Source organism: Candidatus Paceibacterota bacterium (assembly GCA_041661265.1).
In the GTDB taxonomy this organism is placed as follows: Bacteria; Patescibacteriota; Minisyncoccia; order JAHIHE01; family JAGLIN01; genus JBAZUT01.
Genome location: JBAZUT010000007.1, coordinates 1 through 19,022 on the forward strand (window position 1 = coordinate 1; position 19,022 = coordinate 19,022).

The 19,022-nt window shown below is 45.9% G+C and carries 16 protein-coding genes; 1 reads left to right on the forward strand and 15 read right to left on the reverse strand.

The features are described from left to right. The 7 genes from WC788_05670 to WC788_05700 all read right to left on the reverse strand — a co-directional run. On the reverse strand, positions 1 to 411 hold a 411-nt coding region (locus tag WC788_05670), incomplete at its 3' end, for a hypothetical protein (GenBank protein ID MFA6097088.1). Between the two features lie 16 nt (positions 412 to 427). Next, positions 428 to 2,926 carry a lamin tail domain-containing protein gene (locus WC788_05675; GenBank protein MFA6097089.1) on the reverse strand — a complete coding sequence of 833 codons (2,499 nt, stop codon included), beginning with the start codon at positions 2,924 to 2,926 and terminating at the stop codon, positions 428 to 430. A 184-nt stretch (positions 2,927 to 3,110) separates the two neighbouring features. Next, a complete protein-coding gene (locus WC788_05680) occupies positions 3,111 to 3,833 on the reverse strand; it encodes a signal peptidase I (protein MFA6097090.1) in 723 nt (240 codons plus the stop codon). Positions 3,834 to 3,861: 28 nt separating this feature from the next. Then, the gene (locus tag WC788_05685; GenBank protein ID MFA6097091.1) at positions 3,862 to 5,415 is read right to left on the reverse strand and encodes a TasA family protein; all 1,554 of its coding nucleotides are present in this window, start codon (positions 5,413 to 5,415) and stop codon (positions 3,862 to 3,864) included. A 183-nt stretch (positions 5,416 to 5,598) separates the two neighbouring features. Next, positions 5,599 to 7,623 (reverse strand): VWA domain-containing protein, encoded by a 2,025-nt coding sequence (locus WC788_05690; GenBank protein ID MFA6097092.1) that lies wholly within the window; start codon positions 7,621 to 7,623, stop codon positions 5,599 to 5,601. 266 nt (positions 7,624 to 7,889) lie between these two features. Then, positions 7,890 to 9,203, reverse strand: coding sequence for a DUF642 domain-containing protein (locus WC788_05695; protein MFA6097093.1), 1,314 nt, complete (start codon positions 9,201 to 9,203; stop codon positions 7,890 to 7,892). A 333-nt stretch (positions 9,204 to 9,536) separates the two neighbouring features. Then, positions 9,537 to 10,763: a TasA family protein gene (locus tag WC788_05700; GenBank protein ID MFA6097094.1), complete on the reverse strand. Its 1,227-nt coding sequence runs from the start codon at positions 10,761 to 10,763 to the stop codon at positions 9,537 to 9,539. Between the two features lie 241 nt (positions 10,764 to 11,004). Here WC788_05700 and WC788_05705 point away from each other — a divergent pair, with 241 nt between their 5' ends. Beyond that, on the forward strand, positions 11,005 to 11,268 hold the full coding sequence (locus WC788_05705; protein MFA6097095.1) for a hypothetical protein: 264 nt from the start codon (positions 11,005 to 11,007) through the stop codon (positions 11,266 to 11,268). Positions 11,269 to 12,106: 838 nt separating this feature from the next. Here WC788_05705 and WC788_05710 read toward each other — a convergent pair. The 8 genes from WC788_05710 to WC788_05745 all read right to left on the reverse strand — a co-directional run bounded on the left by WC788_05710 (position 12,107) and on the right by WC788_05745 (position 18,949). Then, the gene (locus WC788_05710) at positions 12,107 to 13,012 is read right to left on the reverse strand and encodes a hypothetical protein (GenBank protein ID MFA6097096.1); all 906 of its coding nucleotides are present in this window, start codon (positions 13,010 to 13,012) and stop codon (positions 12,107 to 12,109) included. Between the two features lie 446 nt (positions 13,013 to 13,458). Beyond that, positions 13,459 to 14,283, reverse strand: a complete 825-nt coding sequence (locus WC788_05715; protein MFA6097097.1) for a hypothetical protein — start codon at positions 14,281 to 14,283, stop codon at positions 13,459 to 13,461. A gap of 355 nt (positions 14,284 to 14,638) precedes the next feature. After that, positions 14,639 to 15,535 carry a hypothetical protein gene (locus WC788_05720; GenBank protein MFA6097098.1) on the reverse strand — a complete coding sequence of 299 codons (897 nt, stop codon included), beginning with the start codon at positions 15,533 to 15,535 and terminating at the stop codon, positions 14,639 to 14,641. A gap of 346 nt (positions 15,536 to 15,881) precedes the next feature. Then, a complete protein-coding gene (locus WC788_05725) occupies positions 15,882 to 16,763 on the reverse strand; it encodes a hypothetical protein (GenBank protein MFA6097099.1) in 882 nt (293 codons plus the stop codon). Between the two features lie 398 nt (positions 16,764 to 17,161). After that, positions 17,162 to 17,485 carry a hypothetical protein gene (locus WC788_05730; GenBank protein MFA6097100.1) on the reverse strand — a complete coding sequence of 108 codons (324 nt, stop codon included), beginning with the start codon at positions 17,483 to 17,485 and terminating at the stop codon, positions 17,162 to 17,164. Between the two features lie 121 nt (positions 17,486 to 17,606). After that, the gene (locus tag WC788_05735; GenBank protein MFA6097101.1) at positions 17,607 to 17,978 is read right to left on the reverse strand and encodes a four helix bundle protein; all 372 of its coding nucleotides are present in this window, start codon (positions 17,976 to 17,978) and stop codon (positions 17,607 to 17,609) included. Between the two features lie 68 nt (positions 17,979 to 18,046). Continuing rightward, the gene (locus tag WC788_05740; GenBank protein ID MFA6097102.1) at positions 18,047 to 18,526 is read right to left on the reverse strand and encodes an NUDIX hydrolase; all 480 of its coding nucleotides are present in this window, start codon (positions 18,524 to 18,526) and stop codon (positions 18,047 to 18,049) included. 123 nt (positions 18,527 to 18,649) lie between these two features. After that, the gene (locus tag WC788_05745; GenBank protein MFA6097103.1) at positions 18,650 to 18,949 is read right to left on the reverse strand and encodes a hypothetical protein; all 300 of its coding nucleotides are present in this window, start codon (positions 18,947 to 18,949) and stop codon (positions 18,650 to 18,652) included. Positions 18,950 to 19,022 lie beyond the last annotated feature (73 nt).

Below are 19,022 nucleotides of genomic sequence, written 5' to 3' on the forward strand. Positions count from 1 at the left end.
TTTATTATACGCAATTCCCCCGTCTCCGGTTATTTTGAAATTCAAAATATCTCCGAACTTGCTTCCGACAAACGGAATGCAAATGATATCGAGACAAGGATCATTGACATTGATCGCCTGGATCGATATCTCTTTTTGAATTCCGCTGCCATCGCCCGAAACGTCCATATTCATTATTCTCACCCTTCTCTCCGCGGTATCTCCGGGCAAAAAGTTCGTGTTTTGGAACAAGGGGTTCGAATCCGCGCATCCCGCGCTTTGGCACAAAAGTTCCCAATCTGATCCGTTCCATACCTCAACTTTTATCTCATTGGCTCCTGCCGCCGAAACCTGTCCGGCAATAGAAATATTTCCGGCAGCAAGGATGACCGCCATTAAACAGAACTGGATAATTATTTTTCCTATCATCATAAAGATATCCGATTAATTATATGCCCGCATCTCCTTCGACCACGCCCTGCGACTCGCCTCCCGCAACGACATCTTTCGGATTCACCGCCTGGATCGTTTTCCCGCCATCCTCGGGATCTCCATTCTCTCCATTCACATCATTTGAGGGAGCAGGATCAACAAGCGCAACAACATCGCCTACATCCGCTTCTTCATCACCAATCGTGCCCGGAACGGCTTCGCTTGAAGCATCAACGCCACCGGCCGCATCCGAAGAAGAATCAGGACTCTCTGTTATCAAAATATCATTTCCGGTGTTTGGATCGCCGATTGTTTCGCCCGCAATTCCCTGATCGGCTTCCGCAACCGCACCCTCGCCGCTGCTGCCCTCCTGCGGAATCATGGCGCTTTCTTCACCAGCAACATCACTTGATTGAACCTCCGCAAGCCCATTCGAATACGATTCCGTCGAAGCAAGATTTTCAGGCGTTTCATTTGATTTTCCCGGAGTAGGGATCGGATCAAACCATGAGCCTGTTCCATCCGGAATTCTCGCATAGGATTTATTTCCGGGCACCACAGAACAATCGTCTGAAGCGCTTTCGCCATTAATGCTTCCCGGAGTCGGCTCGAGATCGCAACCGCCGCCGCCCGAATAGCTGTATGAATCGATCACATCGTTCTTATCGTTGTAAAATATTATTGTCTCATCGCCCCTGTTGTCCAAAATAGCTCCATTCATATAGACCACAAGCCAGCCATGAGCCGGAATTATGGTCGACTCCAGCGTATTGCTGCCGGTGATCTCAACCGTATTCTGATCGGCATCCTGGAAATACCATCCCGCAAGATCAAGGTCGGAATTTCCGGTGTTATACAATTCGATCCATTCGCCCTTTGGCATATGGTCCTTGTCCTTGCCGAAATCAGATCCATATTCTTCGCCGTCTGGGTTCGGCAAAAATTCATTCATTACGACAGATCCGGGACCATTGTCTTCAGGATCTTCCTCGCCTTCATTATTTTCTTCATGATCTTTTTTCTCCTCCGGTTTTTCATCGTCTCCCGAACTGCACCCGCCGTCTTCATGATCGGAACATTCCTCGCCGCTCTCTTCACCGCTCGAGACCCACTCCCCGCTCCCGACCGTATCGGAAACTTCTTCCACATCCGAAAATCCTCCGCCCGGGATGCTGATATTTTCCTGCCAACCGGAAACTATATATTTCATGGTGCAAGTCTTTCCGGCAAGCGAATCCGGCGCATCCGCAGGCAGTCCGATAAGGAACCTCCATTCATTTGCCGAATCTGAAAAAACGGACGACTTATAATCAAAGCTGACAAGGTTTCCGGAATACATGAGAACTCCATTCAGATAAGCCTCCACCGTAAGCTTTTCGCAAAGATCCGCATCGCCCGACGCCTCTTCGGCTTTTATGCCGTGCAGGAAATTCAATCCCTCATGCTTGATGATGACGGTGTCTCTCCAAACGGATACGGCCGGAGTTATCTTTACGCTATCTCCGTTATCGAATTTTTCGTTGATTTCGCTGACGCAGTCATTCATTTCCTCGGGAGTGAATCTGTCCGTCTGCCCCGACAGGACCAGATTCGCCTCAGCCAGGATTTCGCCGACTGTCATGCCTTCGCCGACAGCCATTTTTTCACAGGGGATTCCAAGGTCGCTGGCATGAAGTTCTTCAAGTTTGCCTTCGTTGATGCCAAAGTCAGGATCGAATTCATCAAACCCCATGTTTAGCGCCAGAGAAACAACTTGCCCCGCCAAAACTCCCGCTTCGGTTTCGGGCGGATCCTCATGGTCTTCCGTGAATGCCCCGGGGGTTTTCCCCGCAGGCAAGAAATCCCTTATAGCTTCGCTCGTTGAAAAATGCGCAAAGTAGCCGGACGCTTCATCTCCGACCGTCAGCCCGTTCACAAATACTTCATTGAAATGCTCATCTCTGTAGTCTCCGGGATTATCGCCTACAGCTCCGTTAATGCAATTCCCGCCGCCATGTCCTTTGCCATTCTGGCCCTCGGAATCCGCATCAACACAATCTTCATTGCCTCCATTTCCCCATCCGCCCTGGGTCTGGGTCCTGAACCCGTCCGACATCATGATACTAAGTGAAAAATCCAATTGAGCCGCGCTGAACTGATTGTTTTGCGAAGTCTCGACATCATTGAAATATGCATCCGTTCCGACTATGGATATGATCGAAAACCAATTAATGGCCACAATGAGGAAAGAAGCGACGATCTTGTTCAGAAATCTTTTGCCCGATATCTCCTTTCTGAAAGATCTATAGCAGGAAGAAAGTGCGGCGCGGGATTCTGTTTTCAATATTCTCACGGGTATGACAAAAGATATGAGAACTTTAGCATCTTTTCTTTCCTTGGAATATTCTTCGTAGACAACCCTGATCCTTCTTGAAACCATTTTTTTTGGCGCGACAGAACTCCTCGAAGATCTTTTTCGGGTTTTTACAGCCTTCGCCTTCCGGCTGATTATTTTTTTGTCCGTCTTCTTTTTCATCTGCGAGATATATTATATATTCATCCGTGTTTTGATCTATCGTTTACCATTTATGTTTTCCTCTATTCCTCGATCGTTCCCGGTTAAATAAGATTTGCTTATCCAACCACCCCTCACCCCTCCTTATCTAAGGCGGGGAAATTTAGAAATTGGATATTCAATGGAAATTAGAAATTATTTTGTCCTATTCTTCGTCCTCCCCTTCATTCTCATTTCTATTCACCTCTTGAGAGCCTGCCTTGCTCGCCTCGCTGTCAGCCTCCGGCGAAGCGGGCCACGAGGCATGGGGGTTAGGGGTTTTGCTGAAAGTAACTTCAGATGTATTCCCCTCTTGAGAGGGGTTAGGGGTTTTGCTGAAAGCAACTTCAGATGTATTCCCCTCTTGAGAGGGGTTAGGGGTGTGTTTACTTTTCCCCGAAACTTTCAATTCCTTCCGAATATTCAAAATCTCTTCAAAGATCACAATCACGCACGGGACGATCACCAAAAGAACGAATCCGGCCGGCTCTTTTGCCGCGGCAAGAAGATATCCCGCATAGGGAATGCTCGCCTGCACCCTGCCGATGACCTTGCCTTCGGAAACTCTGTCCGTGTCTTCAGTCTTGTTCGCATCGCCCTTGGTGATGAAATATGTCTTTCCCGCCGCCACCTCAAGATCAACAACTCTGTGCGTCGTGGTCTTGTCCTTGCCCGCATCCCCGAATGTGATGACATCCCCCGCTTTATAGTCCGCCTCAGGCCTCACCACAACCACGCTTCCGGTGTGAATTGCAGGCTCCATCGATCCGGATTGTACGATAAGCAATCTGTAATTACCCGGGATCGGAAGCATTGAACCGACGACAAACAGGACCATCAAAACAAGAAAAACCGTGAATATTCCATTAAGCAGCTTTGAGATTTTCATATTCAACTATACTTATACAATTAATATATTAATTGCAATTATCATCAACTGCGCCATTGCAATTATTGTCTATGCCGTCGCATATTTCTGCAGACGGCGAGTTAGGCGTGCAGATATTTATCACGCCTCCCGTGCAATTATTCACCGTGTTCTGGCATGCCCCCACTCCGCAGGTTGTCGTACCCATAGCTTCGTCGATCGCGCCATTGCAATCATCATCGAGACCGTTGCATGTCTCTGCAGCCGGGAGAACATTCTGAACGCACATCAATCCGCCAATTTGACATTGAGTTGTTCCTGCCGCACAAAGCCCAAGCAGACCTGTTGAGCAAGAAGCGCCTCCGCTGGGATTTCCCTCATCGATCGTTCCATTACAATTATTATCTAAATTGTCACACGTCTCCACAGTTGGAGTTCCAGGCGTACAGGAATTCAACACACCGCCTGTGCAGTTATTCACCGAGTTCTGGCATGCGCCAACACCGCATATAGTCATACCCAAACCCTCGTCGACTTGCCCGTCGCAATTATTATCAAGCGCGTCGCAGACTTCCAGGGCTGGCAACACCTCGCCGACGCAGGATCCCCAGACATTATTTGAACAGATCTGACTTCCTGCTTGGCAAATACCGACGCCTAATGTGCCTGACGGACCGGAATAACAAGCTTGGGCCGAACCGTTATTGCATACAGGGTTCTCGATCTGGCACGCAGCGGAGCATCCATCTCCATTCACAGTATTTCCATCATCGCATTGCTCTGCGCCATTCATGATTCCATCTCCGCAAATGGCTTCATTTCCGCTCAGGCTCGAACAGAGAAAATTTTCCATATGCCTCGCCTGAATAGCTGAAATTTTCAGATCGCCTTCCAGACTGTCTGTTTGAATTATATTATTCGTTGCAAGCGGAAGATTCCATTTCACGCCATAACAAACCGTTGAACCGCCGCCAATCGGCGCACCATTATCGCCCGAATCCGCGATCGGCCAAATCCCCGCCTGGGCAGGCTGATCGATCACGGAAGCAGTCTCGTCGTCGTCGAGGATATTATTGCAGGCATTTGCCCCCGCTCCATTATCTTTCCAGATAGTAAATAATATTTTGCTCTGCAATTCGCCTTGCCCCAGTCCCGGATTTCCGCATGTTTCATTTCCTGCGCCATATGCCAGGACCTCATCCTTCAGTTCCGGAGTTTCACAGTCATTATCATTATTTTTCAAATTTGCAACTTCCGCACAAAGCCAGGCGTCATTGTTGTCGACATGCAAACTGATCGTGTCTTCGCCAAAGTCACCCGGCTTCACATCGTTCAGATTGAAGAACAGCTCTCCGTTCAAGTCCTTCACCTCCCAGGAGCAAAAACATTGCTCCTCCGTCCCTTCCCACATATAAATCTCGCCAGCCTTGGAACAGATCTTTCCGTTATAGTGGCATGTGTTGTCGATCTTCAGATTCAATTTTCCGGCGACGAACTTGTTTCCCACGCTCGTTTCCGTGTCCTGGAAATAGGAATAAGTTCCGCCCGCCGCCAGCGCCGCAATTGCCACAATGCACAAACTTTTGATTATTTTCTTGTTCATATGTTTATTGCTTGTTAATTATTTAAAGTCTTTATCGCTCCCTCCTTTCCGGAGAAGGAAGGGAGCTAAAAAACTTTTACCCTGTTAAATAAGATCCTCTTGGATTTTAAATTGCATTGCAATTTATTTAACCGGATGAACTTGTAAAATTCCGTAAAAAGATCACCCGTCCGGCTTCAAACATTACTGCGCGCAGGTCGCTAAATTTTCCAATATTGTTTCCAAACCCGCATAGTTCGCTGTGTCGTAATAATGAGTCGACGGCGGAGGACTGACAATGTCACTTTGCAGGAATGTCGCATTAGAAGCGGTGATCCCGACTCCTACGCCATAGATTTCACTGCCTGCCGCTTTGGCCGTGTCTGCCTGGATCTCGGCCGCAGCTTGCGAGTTCGCAAGATCGCATGAAGGAAGCGCGGTATCGAAACAGCGATTAGGTTCTCCATCGGTTATGATAACAATCACGTCTTTCGAATCGGAATCCGTCCTGTCATGGCCATCTCCCGGATTCTGAAGCTCGATCCCTGCCAGTTTGATCCCATGCTGAAGATTGGTAAATCCTCCCGCAACAAGCGAATCGATCGCTGAATTTATCGCGGAAGCATCTCCGGTGAGATGCGCGTTCAGCGTTGCCGTGTCCGAAAAGCTCACCATGCCGATGTGAATGCCGTCTGCGGATGGAGCCAGAGTGCTCACAAAAGCTTTGGCCGCGGTCTTCAATTGCGCCAGTTCGGTTGTGTCGATGCTTCCCGACCTGTCAAGAACCAGCATTACGTCCGCCTTGCCGAAGCATTGATTGATGAATGTATTCGTGATCGTGCAGGAATTCACGCCACCGGCAGAAAGAGTGATGCTCCCGTTTGCTGCGCAATCTCCGCTGATAACTCCGGTATAATCCGCTTGCGATGTCTCGCTGACTGTGTAACTGCCCGCACTGAATACATTTTCAACTCCGCTCGCCACGGATGTCGAATCGACAAACAAAGGAAAATCGCTGATCTGTTTTGTTCCGCCGAAAACTATTTTTGTGACTGTCAGCTTTGCGTGAGTGTCCAGTATGTCGTCGTTCTTTATGGTGCATGCCTTATTCTCTCCGACACCAAGAACGATCTGTCCGGTTGCATCACAATCCGGTCCCATGAAAGAAGACGCATAGCCCGCAAGTCCGGTCTCGCTCACAGTATAGCTTCCCGGAGCAACCTGGACCGCAGCGCCTGAAGTGACCGGGATCGGCCCGCCGCCGTTATCAATGAAAAGCGCAAAATCGCCGACAACATTTTGTCCGCCGTTATCGTTCACGACCTCCTTGGTGACTGTGATCGTTGATAATCGAGGCTGTTCATTTCCGCAAGTGTAATCCGGGTTGTGCCTCGCTTGCACGGCGCGAAAAGCGATGTCCATCGTCGCGCCGTCGGTCTGGCTTTCATTCCCAAGCTGAGCGCCATCGCACGAAAATCCGGTTCCGCGGCCTGAAGTCGGCCCATTGCTTCCCGTCTTCCCCTGGCCGTCCTGGACAACCGGAGCGAGCGTCATGGTCCCAAAGCACCATCCCTTGCCTATATAATAGGTTTCCGATCCCTTGGCGGGCCCTGGAACTCCGGTCCACACATTGGTTGTGGAATCTGCCAGGTCTGCAGTGAATGTCTTGTCCTCGCCGAAAAAGTTCGTGATCGTCTGCGCGCCATTGGAAAGAAGCGTCTCGCCCTCTTCCAGCACATTATCTCCGTCATCGATCCACCAGGCCATCTGCACAAGACCTGCCAATTCTCCGTCCCAGGCATCGCCCGGCACATCCTGCGCGTCCGGAGCTTTGAGTTCCGGCTCGTTGGATGAAAGGTCGTCATTGGAAGTGAGCGACATATCCATGCAGAGCCACGCGTCATTATCGTTGACGTGTAGCGAAATGGTGTCCTCTCCTTCATCGTCCGGCTTCAGGTCCCTGAAGTTGATGATCAGTATCCCCTCTTCAAGGTCCGACGGCCCGAAGGTCGTTCCCGGGAAGGCTTCGCCGTTATAATAGCTTTCGTTGTCCACCTTGAGATCGATCGCTCCGGCCGCAAAAACATTTCCGCTCGATGTTTCCGTGTCGGAGAAGAAAGATGACGTTGCGCCGATCGCCATTGCGGCAACGATCCCGATGATGCCGAGGCTCATCGCAATTCTCTTGTTTACCCCGTGAGATAGTTTTCTCACAATTTTTATATTCATATTTTTCTCCTTTATGGCCCCGCCTACATCTGTTAATCATTTTTATGACAGAAATCTAACGGGGTGAATATTTTTATGGTTAATTATTAAATATTTTTATTATAGGGAGTATGATCTCGTTTTCCTCCCATTGGATAAGGAGGGGAAAATTATACAAGGATTTGAGTTCGAAATTTCCTTTCTTTCCTTCGCCATACAACGATAGACTTCGAATCTTTATCCTCCCCTCCTTTTGGAAAAAGAAGGGGGGTAAAAAACTTTAAGTATTACGGCAGAACCACGCTCGCGCAATTGAAATCCGGATTATTCCTCTGCTGTTCGGCATAAGCCGTGACATCTGCGGTAAACGAATCAGTCTGAGCAATGTTGCCCATAGTCGATCCGTCGCATAGGATATTATTACCTGAAAGCGACTGTGTTCCTGCGCACCAGGCCAGTCCGATATATTGAGCCGGACCCCCGCCCGTAAGCGAAAGTTGCAGAAGCTCGGTGTCAATCACAGGCGTATTCGGAGGCAAAAGCTGAATTTCGCCCAATTCGTAAATTCCATTATTATTCGCGTCATTCCATGCAAATGCCCTGATGAACTGTGAAAGCTCTCCGTACCCGCTTGGCAAACCGGCATTCAGCACATCGCCGGCCGCAGTCTCGGGAGCAATAAGATCATTTTCCTGGTCATCAACATTGTTTGTGATCAAACACGCAAAAGCGTCGTTTGAATCAACATGAAGACTGATAACATTTATTCCATGATCGCCCGGCTTCACATCATCAAATTTCCAGAAAGTATCGCCTTCTCCAAGATCTTTTTCTCCCCAAAGCGTGCAAGTTCCGCCATTTGGATAGGCGTTGCTGCAGCTAAGCTCTCTCGCACTGATATCGTCAAGGTATCCGCCATAGGAATTACTTGTTCCCATATCCGAGAACATAACTTTTGTAGCGGAATCAACCGCAACGAAATCATAGGAATACGATGTCCAGCTGGTGTTTGAACCGCCGGATGCTCCTGCGCCGATCGTATCATTCACAAGCACTGAATTGTCGCTCACAACCCTAACGGTCGCTCCGATAGTATTATCGGGAGCCGCAATTCCGGGACGGGGTGAATGCCAGAAAGTCAATCGATATTTTCCGCCGGCAACGGTTGTGATCACTTGAGAGATCGCCGAAGAGCCATAGCTGTCAAGTTCCGCAAGCTGGTTTCCTGCATGAGGATTTCCCGCCGCATGATCCTGGATCTCCAGGCCTGAACCGGACTCGATGGTCCAGCTTGTCAGACTGGCATCAGGATAGATCGCCCATCCGCCCGCCGGTACATCGGGAGTTTCAAATCCGCCGTTCGTGACAAGATCGCTTCCGGTTTCAACGCAATCACTCACGCACTCGCCTCCGTTATAGGATGCAAATGTGTGATCCACTTTCAAATCCAGATCGCCCGCAACAAAAATGTTCCCCGCCGACGTTTCCGTGTCTGAAAAGAAAGACATCGTCGCACCGATCGCCATCGCCCCGACAATTCCGATAATACCTAAACTTATAAGTATTTTCTTTCCGCCCGAAGTGGGCATAATTCTATTCATATCTTTTCGTTTATCCTCCTTGAATTATCTGTACTTTCCCCGTGAAATAATTTCGCTTCGGGCGAAATTCCCATCGTGCGGGATTTCACTGGGGTTTATTCCGTTAAATAAGATTCTTTGTATTTTGTCATTGCCCTCTTTTTGTCATTGCGAGAAGCGCAGCGACGAAGCAATCTTTTGTTTCGTACATTAGAATTCAGATTGCCGCGCTCTCCCGAATACTCGGGATCGCTCGCAATGACAGAAAAGCGCTGTTGTAGAATATATTTAACGGGGGTTTACCTCCTCCCGCCCATCGCAAAACGGGCGGGAGAGCAAAAGTCATCAATCGATTTAGTTATTCAAATCCTGGTAATTGATATATACATTGCCTTCAAACAAATACTGGCTTGGATTCCAAGCGATCATTGAACTTGTTCCGGCATTGTAATCAGATGCAAGAACCAACCAGATCTTTGCACCAACTGTAAAGTTGCCATCAGGCATTGAGGGTAAATCCATTCCCAAATCGATCGAAACTGAACCAGACGTGATTGTACCTGTTCCACTTGACGTATAATTGCCGATTAATTTACCGGGATTATTTCCTGGCCATCCATCAGCATAATAGATCAAGCTATAATTGGTATTATTAGGCAAACCTTGTGCAGTTAAAGTGTAGTCAAATGTATTTCCATCACCTACCCAAGTAAGATCAGCATAGGTGTTGTCATTGATCACTGTCCATGGACCACCTTCTACTATAGTTTCGTTTTCAAGTCGAAGTGTTTTGGCTGCCGGCGCAACGCTCGGACAAACAAAATTCGCATTGTTTCTGGACTGTATAACATAGAAGGAAACGTCAGCCTGATATGTGTCGGTCTGGATAATGTTTCCAACCGTGTTAGGAATACTCCAGCCGGCACCAATATAATAGGTTTGAGTACCAACTAATGGGCTGTTGGCCGAACCGTTAAAGACATTTCCTGCCGGAGTGGCCAAAGCATAAGTAATAGGCGCTAAGGGACCTGCGCTTGTTCCAAGCAAAATGTCGCCATTTTCCTTTTGGTATTTATTATCACCAGGAACTGCTCCACCTGTCGCACCAACATCAGCCCAGATTGTAAAGATCATATTCTGAGCAAGCTCTCCGTCGAAAATGCTGTCAGTGTTGACTGCGTCTCCTGCTTCCAATTCAGGTTCATTTGAGCTTACATCGTCGTTCTTGGTTGGAATAATATTGACGCAACCCCAAGCATCATTGTTGTCAACATGCAAGCTGATCGTGTTTTCTCCAGAGTCTCCAGGTTTTACATCAGCGAAATTAAAGAATCTATCGCCTAGTACAGTTAGGCCCTGTGCATCCTTAGTATCGCCTACTAAGTCCTTTAGTGCCCAAGTGCCATTGGCAACGTCCTGACCATTATATGTTGCATGACTGTCGATCTTCAGATCAATCGCACCGGCAGTGAAAGTGTTTCCTGTCGATGTTTCGGTATCGGAAAAGTATGAGCTTGTCGCTCCGATCGCAATTGCGCCGACAAAGGCGACAACTGCAAGACTTTTTACGATTTTATTCATAGTTTTTTGTTGTTAACTGTCGAACTGCGAAATACCTTTTTCAGATGTCATTGCGAGGATAGTTTGCACTGAGCGAAGTCGGAGTGCGGCAATCCCGAGTTTAATATCACATGAGATTGCTTCTCCCGAGCTCTCGGGATCGTAATGGCAGATATATAGCCTCGTAATCTTTAAATGACAAAAGTTTTTGGCTTTTCGTAGTTCGGATTGAATTAATTTAGTTGAACCGGGAAATAACCTTATGGAATTTGATGCTTTGGAAACTTCAACCACCCCTCGCCCCTCCTTGCAGAAGGAGGGGAAATTTGAACCTTTCTCCCTCTTGGATAAGGGGGAGATTAAGTGGGGGTTAGAAATCAATGTTCCCTGGCAAAAAAGTCATAAAATAATTTTCCGGAGATTTTTTGAGTTACCCGCCGTTTCCATTTTTGTGCCTTCCTTGCCGGATCAGACCTTCCAACAACTCCTTATCATTCCCCTCTCGAGAGGGGTTAGGGGTGTGTAAAATTATCTCGCACGATCCGCAACACACCCCCAAACCCCCTCTCCAGAGGGGACTTTTGGAATTCCCGAACGATCTTTCCCGCAAAGCGGGATCCGACAGGGATGACAAAAAACAGAGCTACTTCATTTGCAAGGAGCAACCTCCGGGATTTTAGTTTCCGGATATCGCAATCTTTCAAATGAAGTTTGCCCCTCCCTTGGCAAGCAACTTCGACCTTTGATAGTTTGTTATATAAATAAAAAAACCGCACAAAAGTGCCGTCTCTTTATTGTTTGCAAAGATTTACCCTCCAACAATATATGTTCGATCCCAAGTTTTTGCAGATACAGTTTCGCATATTCTTGTTGAAAATAATTTCTTAGAATATTCCCGCCTAGCGGAAGCTCAAAACCATAGCGTGCTATATGGATTCCCTTTGCGATCAAGCTGAAATTCGCTCTTTGTGAACCGATTCACTTCCTTGATCGCCCGAAATTTGGTCTTTTAAAAAACAACCTTAGTCGTTTGATATCTGTAGTTTACTTTACTATCGGAACATGTGTCAAACGTGCCATGTGGATAAGTGCAGAACACTTCGACAGAAGTGTTCTTTTATTATAGATCTATACTTTTCGAGAACGATTGCAGTTATGGTACGTTTTGACAAATTTCTAAGTTCTAATTTTTAATTCCTGCCTCCCGTAGGCAGGTCTAATCAATGAAAAAATATCTGAATTACAAATTGTAAATTCTTTCTGTGCTTTGTTTTTGTAGGGACAGGTTGTCAACCTGTCCTTTTCACAATTAATTTGCATTTTCGTAAAGTATAAAAATAAGACATAAATATTTTATGTCTTGCTTATTGCTCAGCTAATATTTCTGCGATTTTGGGGTTTCTCAGGACCAGGCCGGGAAACCGCTGTCCGGCGATCTCTCCTTCAAAAAATTCACCCAGCTCGCTTCCGAGATTCGCCCATTTCAGATCCGCCTGTCTGATCTTGACCACTTTTCTCATGGTTGAAAGATGCGTCCTAATGTTATTTTTCTTTGATATCGCTTCGAAGTTATCCGGATTTTTCGGCAGCCGATTGAGCTCAAAGGCAAGGACATCCCTCGCAAGTATCGTCGCGTCCAGATCTTTCATATTGTCTTTCGGGCCTGCTTCTTTCATGATGGCGGTTCTTTCAGCGTTCAACTTCTCCGAGATATCTTTGAGATCGAACAACCTCATCACTTTCTCGGCCAGCTCCAGATTTCCCGCAAATCCCGGGATCTCCTCGGGCTTCTTTCCTGTTGCCATTTCAATGAATCCTGAATATATTCCTCTCATTGCATCGACATCAGTCAGGGCTAAGCCGATTTCTACAAGATCATTAAACTTTTTCTCGGTTTCTTCGGCACTCCTTGCAAGCCGTCCCCTCCTCAACTCAAGCTCGAGGATCCTCTTCAGATCCTTCGCCTTCGCCAGAACCTCCGGATCTCCATTTGGTCCCGGAAAATCGATATGTTCGTTCGCAATCGCGAGTACGGCTTCAAGGTATCCGGGTGTCAGGCACTTTTCAGCCTCGTTTTTCATCCTGATCCCAAGATATGCTCCCACATTAATGATTGTTTCCACACAGAAATATTCCATAATATCTCTTTCCATGCGGCTCATCGATTTTTCCGTAATTCCCAATTGGGGAAAATCTGCGTATATGCCCTTCGCGAAATCCAACAATTCCGCTTTCAATTCATCTTCTGATTTTACATATTTTTCTGTCATTAATAGACCTCCCGATCTATATTTTGCCCTGTTTCGGCATGTGAACAATAACACTTTTTTCTTTTTTGTCAAGAATGGAAGAGGGGGTGAAATATAGAGAGTAGAGAGTAGAGAGTTGAGAGCGGAGAATAGGAATCTGAGAAGAAACTTCATTGAATTACGAAATGCCATAAAATTGTCATTCTGAACTTGTTTCAGAATCTACCGTCTGCCATCTAAGTCTATATTTATGCGTAAAACTCTGAATATCCCGAAACGAGTTCGGGATGACAAATATAATTTCGAAGTTCAATGAAATTTGCAATAAGCCCAAAAACACAAACTAAAAGTAAAAAAACAAAACGCAATATGCAAAGATACAAATGGTTTCGGATCTGGTATTTGTGTTCTGTGATCCGTTATCTTTAAGTCAATAAAAAATAAGACATAAATATTTTATGTCTTGGTTATTCTTTTGGCATCATGACCAATCCGACGATGACCGGCCCTCCCGCGCGCATATCCAGCACGTCATTGAGATCTTCTCCGCTGCCCCCGAACACTTCACCGCACTCTCCCTTGAGAGCCTCCCATTCCTGCTCCTTCTTATCGATTTTCAGCACCAATTTGATCTTTGCAAGGATATCCTCGGCGCATTTTTTCTCGAGCATGTCCTGGTGGTTTGCGGGAGCTCTGTTGAGGCGCCTGATCATGGATGAGATGATCTCTTTGGCAAGTTCCGTTCTTTTTGCGTCATATCTGACTTCTTCAGGCACGACCTCTGTGAGAATTAGGTCCTTTTCCTTGCTCAGCTCGATCGCCCTTGCTTCCACTTCTCTTAATTTCCGCATTTTTTCATCATCAGCAAGATCGCAATCCGCACCGCTGGCCATTGCCTCCATCATCATGCCCATGACCTCCTTTGCAGAACTGCTGGCAGTGTCTACCAGTCTCACGCTGCGAAGTTCAAGCCCAAGGATCTTTTTCAGATTTTGCGCTCTCGTTGAAGTTTCCCGGTTGCCGGCTTCTTCGCTGATCACGATATATTCGCCTGCAGCCTTTATCAGGACTTCCAGTTCTTTTTGAGTCAGATTTTCAGGCGATTCCTCGCTCATCGTCTTTCCCAAATAGGATCCGAGATGCAAAAGGAGGCGGCCCGAGAAGCTTTCTCTGACATCATCTTCAATCAATTGAATGGAATTCTCCATTCTTTTCCCTGCGTTCGGAAATTCTTGTGCTATGCCTTTCACGAAATCTATAACTTTTTGTTTCAATTCTTCTTCTTTTGTCATAAAGACCTCCCGGTCTCAAATATTTTGCCTATTTCGGCACCTAAAGAATATCACTATTTTCTTTTTTGTCAAGAATGAGAGGGTAGTAGAACGTAGAAAGTGGAGAATACGAATACAAAATTTTATTATATTACCGGATCATTTATCGCATTTTGTAAATTGATTAGTGAAAATTCTATTTGCCGTCAAACCACACTTCGCGACCACTGTCTCCCACCCCCTCCGCCAGCGGGCGGACAGGCTCTCTTGGCAGGGGGAGATTGATTTATTTTTCCTGCCCTTGGATAAGGGAAGGATCAAGGAGGGGTTGGAAATTTATCATAAAAAAATAAGACATAAATATTTTATGTCTTGTTCAATGCACTATGGACGTTTCCTCGATAATCCTTTTCCTGTTCAGGTTAAAAGGGTCAGTGTCATGTTCATGGGAAATATCGAAATATTCTTCGAGCTTTCCGGCGAGAATGTTCCACTCGACCTCCTTCTTCTTCAATTGAAGAAAAGTTTTCAGTTTTCCGAGCATGATCGCGGCTTGCTTTTTTTCTTCCACGTCTTTATAGCTTGCGGCGCTTCTGTCCACGCTCCTGATCTTCAGGGAAAGTATTTCCTTTGCGAGCAGGATCCTGCCCGGATCATAGACGACCTCTTCCGGCCTGATCGATCCCACGATCGCCATCCTTTCTTCTTCCAATTTCAAGGCTCTGTCCTGCAAAGCGAACATCTTCAATATTATTCCGGCCCGTGAGAGATTTGCGGCAAAATCCTCGATCTCTTCGGGCTTCTTCCCTTGCGCCAGCTCTATGAAGCTGGAATATATGCCTCTGGCCTTATCCTGATCCAAAATGGACCTGTCTTCGCCTACCAGCTCCTCAAGCTCTTTTGCAATATCCCTGGCACTAGCCACAAGATTTCTGCTCCGGATCTCAACTTCAAGGTGCTTGCTGAACCCTTCAAGCCTTTCAGGATCTATCCGGCCTGCGGATCCTTCCCGATCATTCATCAGTTCGAGAGTGATCGCGGCGAAGATCTTCAGCTCCTCCCCGGTCATCAATTGCTTCTGCGTCTCAGCCTGCAGTACACCTGCAATGTAAGTTCTGACGCTGAAAGCAACGGATCTTGAGAAATTTCCCATGACATCTTTTTCGATGCGCCGGATCGACGCTTCCATTCTTTTTCCGATACCCGGATACTCTCTCGCTATGCTTTTCACGAAATTTATAAGTTCTTGTTTCAATTCGTCTTCTTTTATCATATAGACCTCCCGGTCTCAAATACTTTGCCTTGTTTCGGCATGTGAACAATAACACTTTTTCTTTTTATGTCAAGAATGGGGAGAGAAGGAAGTGGAAAGTAGAAAGTAGAATGTGGAGAGTGGAAGACGGAAATTCTATCTGCCGTTAAACCTCCCCTCGCGCGCGCCTATCTCCCACCCCCTCCTACTCCCTCCGCCAGCGGGCGGACAGGCTCTCTTGGCAGGGGAAGAATGATTTATTTTTCCCGCCCTTGGATAAGGGGAGCCTGCCTGCCGGCAGGCAGGGATCAAGGAGGGGTTGGAAATTTATCATAAAAAAATAAGACATAAATATTTTATGTCTTGGTTATCTAGCGTTGAACATTCCCGGAATTGCATGCACGCAACATCCGGCCTCGGATTTTGTGATCTCGGCTGCGAAATAGTTCGCAAAGTCTACGCTTATTTTATTCCATGCAATCTCTTTCTCTCCGATCCGAATCAGCATCTCGATCTTTCCGAGAAGATCCTGGGTGTCCTTTTTCTCCCTGACGTTCTCATAGTTCGCAAGATTTCTCCGCAATCGTCTTATTTTCAGGGAGACTATCTCTCTTGCAAGTTTCATCTTCTTGGTATTGAGCAGGTTGCGCGAAGACCCGATCTCGTCCATGATCGCCTGTTTCGCGCGATTGATCTCATCCGCCTGCTCTTTGAGGCTGAATAACTTCATTATCTTCTCCGCACGATCGAGATTTTTCGCCAGATCCAAAACCTCCTCGGGCTTCTTTCCTTTTGCCATTTCGACATAACCGGAAAAGATCCCGACCATCAGATCCGCTTCCAGCAATGAACCATCGCCGATCAGATTGTCAAGCTCCTCTGTGACGCTTATATTTTTCTTTACAAGCTTTTCACTCTCCAATTCAAGCTCCAGGCATCTCCTGAGTTTTCTCACTTCCGTAAGGCTCTGCGCATTGCCGTTTCCATCCTCGATCAGAATGTGCTCATCGATCACGCGGATCATGTCTTCTGTATCTTTTGTATTCTTGTACAAGGAAGTTTCATCTCTCATCATCCTGCCTACATAGGATCCGACGCCCTGGACAAGTTCCGGCGAGAAATCCTGCATGATATCCGCCTCTATTTCCTGCATCGAATCTTTCATTTTCTTGCCCACATTGGGAAATTCCGTTCCGACGTTTTTCACGAAATCTACCAATCTTTGTTTAAATTCATGTTCTTTTGTCATAATAGACCTCCCGATCTATGTGTTTTTGCCTTATTTCGGCATTTGAAGAATAACATTATTTTCTTTTTTGTCAAACTCTGATTGGAGAGTGGAGAGTGGAATGTGGAAAGTTGAGATACAAATTTATAATAAGCTTAATAACACAAATCCCCTCTTGAGAGCCTGTCTGTCCGATGGGCAGGTTATGACACAATAATAAAACAAAAGCCGGCCTCAGCTTGAGAGGGGCTGGGGCGTTTCAATTTGATCGTAAAAATTCTAATTCCTGCTTACCGGTAGGCAGGTCTGATCAATGATCAAATAACAAATTGAACATTGAATAATTGTCAACCGTAGGCTGATGAGCCTTTGGCTCAAAAATTCAATGATAATTGGAAATTGATTATTGAAAATTATATTTATATCTCCCTCACATCGGTCTTTCCGCAAAACGGGCAGACATAGAGAACTTCTTCCGCTTCTTCTCCGATTATGAATTCAACGACCTTCATTCCGGCCTTGGTAACAAGATTATTCTTTTTCGCGGCAAAATAGAACGCTTCGTGTTCGCTTATGAACATCCCCTCCCGCGGACATTCGGGATTCTGGCATTGGATGGCATCTGCCCTGTATCTTCCGGGCTGTTTTTCGCCCGAAGGCGGATTGAAATCATCCCAATCCGGATAGCTCCTGAAATGCTTTTTGAATAGTTTTCTGTCATACCAGGTTTTATGGCGATGCATGTATTTGTCTTATTGAGTTTATCTGTATATTTTGTCCCAAATAGTTCAACGATGTTTATACACGTAACTTTAATTAAAAATTAAATATCAAAAATAAAAATGACAGTTTAAAATGATAAAATTATTTCTTGCCTTTCAATGTCAATATGCTTGATGCCAAAATATTAGCTATTTCCAATAATTCCTTCAGTAACCAATGCAACTCGTTCTTTTCGCCTTTATTTGTGTCTTTCAATAGCATTAGCCACACTTTCGATTCATTGGCAGACTTTAATGCATGGGTGAAAAAATTGATAAAATCTTTTTTTGAGCTCGCGGAATTAGCTTCAATATAATTTGCAAGAATGCTTGTTCCACTTCTGAGCAGTTGCCTTCCTAAAACACTGCACGTTGAATCTCTCGGAAGCTTGTCAATAAACCCTATCAGCCTCAAGACCCATCCATAAAGCCTTTTTTTGAATTCATTTTTAAACTTTGAATTGTTATTTTCCATTTTGATTTTTGCATTTTGAATTAATTCAAACACTCACACTTTATTTTTTTCGTTTACGCAATTCATTTTCATTCAAATCTCTTCAGCGTGTGGGAATCGCCGGATTTTTCAATAACGCATTCAAAATAGTTGCCTTCCTCCCCGATCGCCATCTTCTCGATCATCAGAAAATCACTGGGAATTATCTGGTTTTTTTTATCCCCTATCGAATCCAATTCGAACCATTCCAGGACCCCTTCGATATCATTGGATATTTCCATTGTTTTCGGATCAAGCCTCGAGACATGCAATAAAAAATGCTGGATGATCCCGTTTTCGACAAGATGCTCGGAAACAAGGCCGAGGTATTTTTCAAACTCGGTTTCGATCCCCGACTCTTCCATGATCTCGCGCCTTGCGGCACCCTGGAAGTGCTCGTCTTTTTCGATCTTCCCACCGGGAAGCCCCCAAAGTCCGACATAGTCCCCCTTGATCCGTTTGATCAGGAGAATCTTGCCATCTTTTATTACTGCGGCGATGGCGACCGCAAGCGGTTTTTCACTTGGCATAGATTTGATGTTAGTTTATTCCATTATATCAAATCGGGATATAATAAAAAAGCTCCATCCGATTTGTGGCGTAGCACTCAAATTAAAAAAATTCCGCTTATTGCGGATTTGATTTTTTTTGATTCATGCGACAGACATCACCACTATCAGGCCGATAAATAGCGACATGAGCAATATCACAGACCCTCCCACGATCATCACTTTTTTTGAATACATGGACTTGTCCGGATTCTTCTTCAGCGCGAAAAGCGACGCTTTGTAGCAAATGATATTTGCCGCCAGAAATATTCCGATCATGAACAGTATTGCCCGGCTTGCGGAATTGATCGTCCATATCATCTTCGCCGCTGAGACCAGGAGAAATGCCGCAAGAAAGGAAAATGATCCGAAAATCAATCCCATCGTCTTCATATCATCCTGCATAAATTCTTCTTTGATTCCTATAGAAATTCCTCCGTTATCAATTTACACATGCCGACATTATACTCCATTCCGA

Excerpts from the sequence above, each read along its gene's own strand:
- WC788_05675 (MFA6097089.1), bottom strand. The coding sequence starts at position 2,926 with ATGAAAAAGAAGACGGACAAAAAAATAATCAGCCGGAAGGCGAAGGCT.
- WC788_05680 (MFA6097090.1), bottom strand. The coding sequence starts at position 3,833 with ATGAAAATCTCAAAGCTGCTTAATGGAATATTCACGGTTTTTCTTGTT.
- WC788_05685 (MFA6097091.1), bottom strand. The coding sequence starts at position 5,415 with ATGAACAAGAAAATAATCAAAAGTTTGTGCATTGTGGCAATTGCGGCG.
- WC788_05690 (MFA6097092.1), bottom strand. The coding sequence starts at position 7,623 with ATGAATATAAAAATTGTGAGAAAACTATCTCACGGGGTAAACAAGAGA.
- WC788_05695 (MFA6097093.1), bottom strand. The coding sequence starts at position 9,203 with ATGAATAGAATTATGCCCACTTCGGGCGGAAAGAAAATACTTATAAGT.
- WC788_05700 (MFA6097094.1), bottom strand. The coding sequence starts at position 10,763 with ATGAATAAAATCGTAAAAAGTCTTGCAGTTGTCGCCTTTGTCGGCGCA.
- WC788_05705 (MFA6097095.1), top strand. The coding sequence starts at position 11,005 with ATGGAATTTGATGCTTTGGAAACTTCAACCACCCCTCGCCCCTCCTTG.
- WC788_05710 (MFA6097096.1), bottom strand. The coding sequence starts at position 13,012 with ATGACAGAAAAATATGTAAAATCAGAAGATGAATTGAAAGCGGAATTG.
- WC788_05715 (MFA6097097.1), bottom strand. The coding sequence starts at position 14,283 with ATGACAAAAGAAGAAGAATTGAAACAAAAAGTTATAGATTTCGTGAAA.
- WC788_05720 (MFA6097098.1), bottom strand. The coding sequence starts at position 15,535 with ATGATAAAAGAAGACGAATTGAAACAAGAACTTATAAATTTCGTGAAA.
- WC788_05725 (MFA6097099.1), bottom strand. The coding sequence starts at position 16,763 with ATGACAAAAGAACATGAATTTAAACAAAGATTGGTAGATTTCGTGAAA.
- WC788_05730 (MFA6097100.1), bottom strand. The coding sequence starts at position 17,485 with ATGCATCGCCATAAAACCTGGTATGACAGAAAACTATTCAAAAAGCAT.
- WC788_05735 (MFA6097101.1), bottom strand. The coding sequence starts at position 17,978 with ATGGAAAATAACAATTCAAAGTTTAAAAATGAATTCAAAAAAAGGCTT.
- WC788_05740 (MFA6097102.1), bottom strand. The coding sequence starts at position 18,526 with ATGCCAAGTGAAAAACCGCTTGCGGTCGCCATCGCCGCAGTAATAAAA.
- WC788_05745 (MFA6097103.1), bottom strand. The coding sequence starts at position 18,949 with ATGCAGGATGATATGAAGACGATGGGATTGATTTTCGGATCATTTTCC.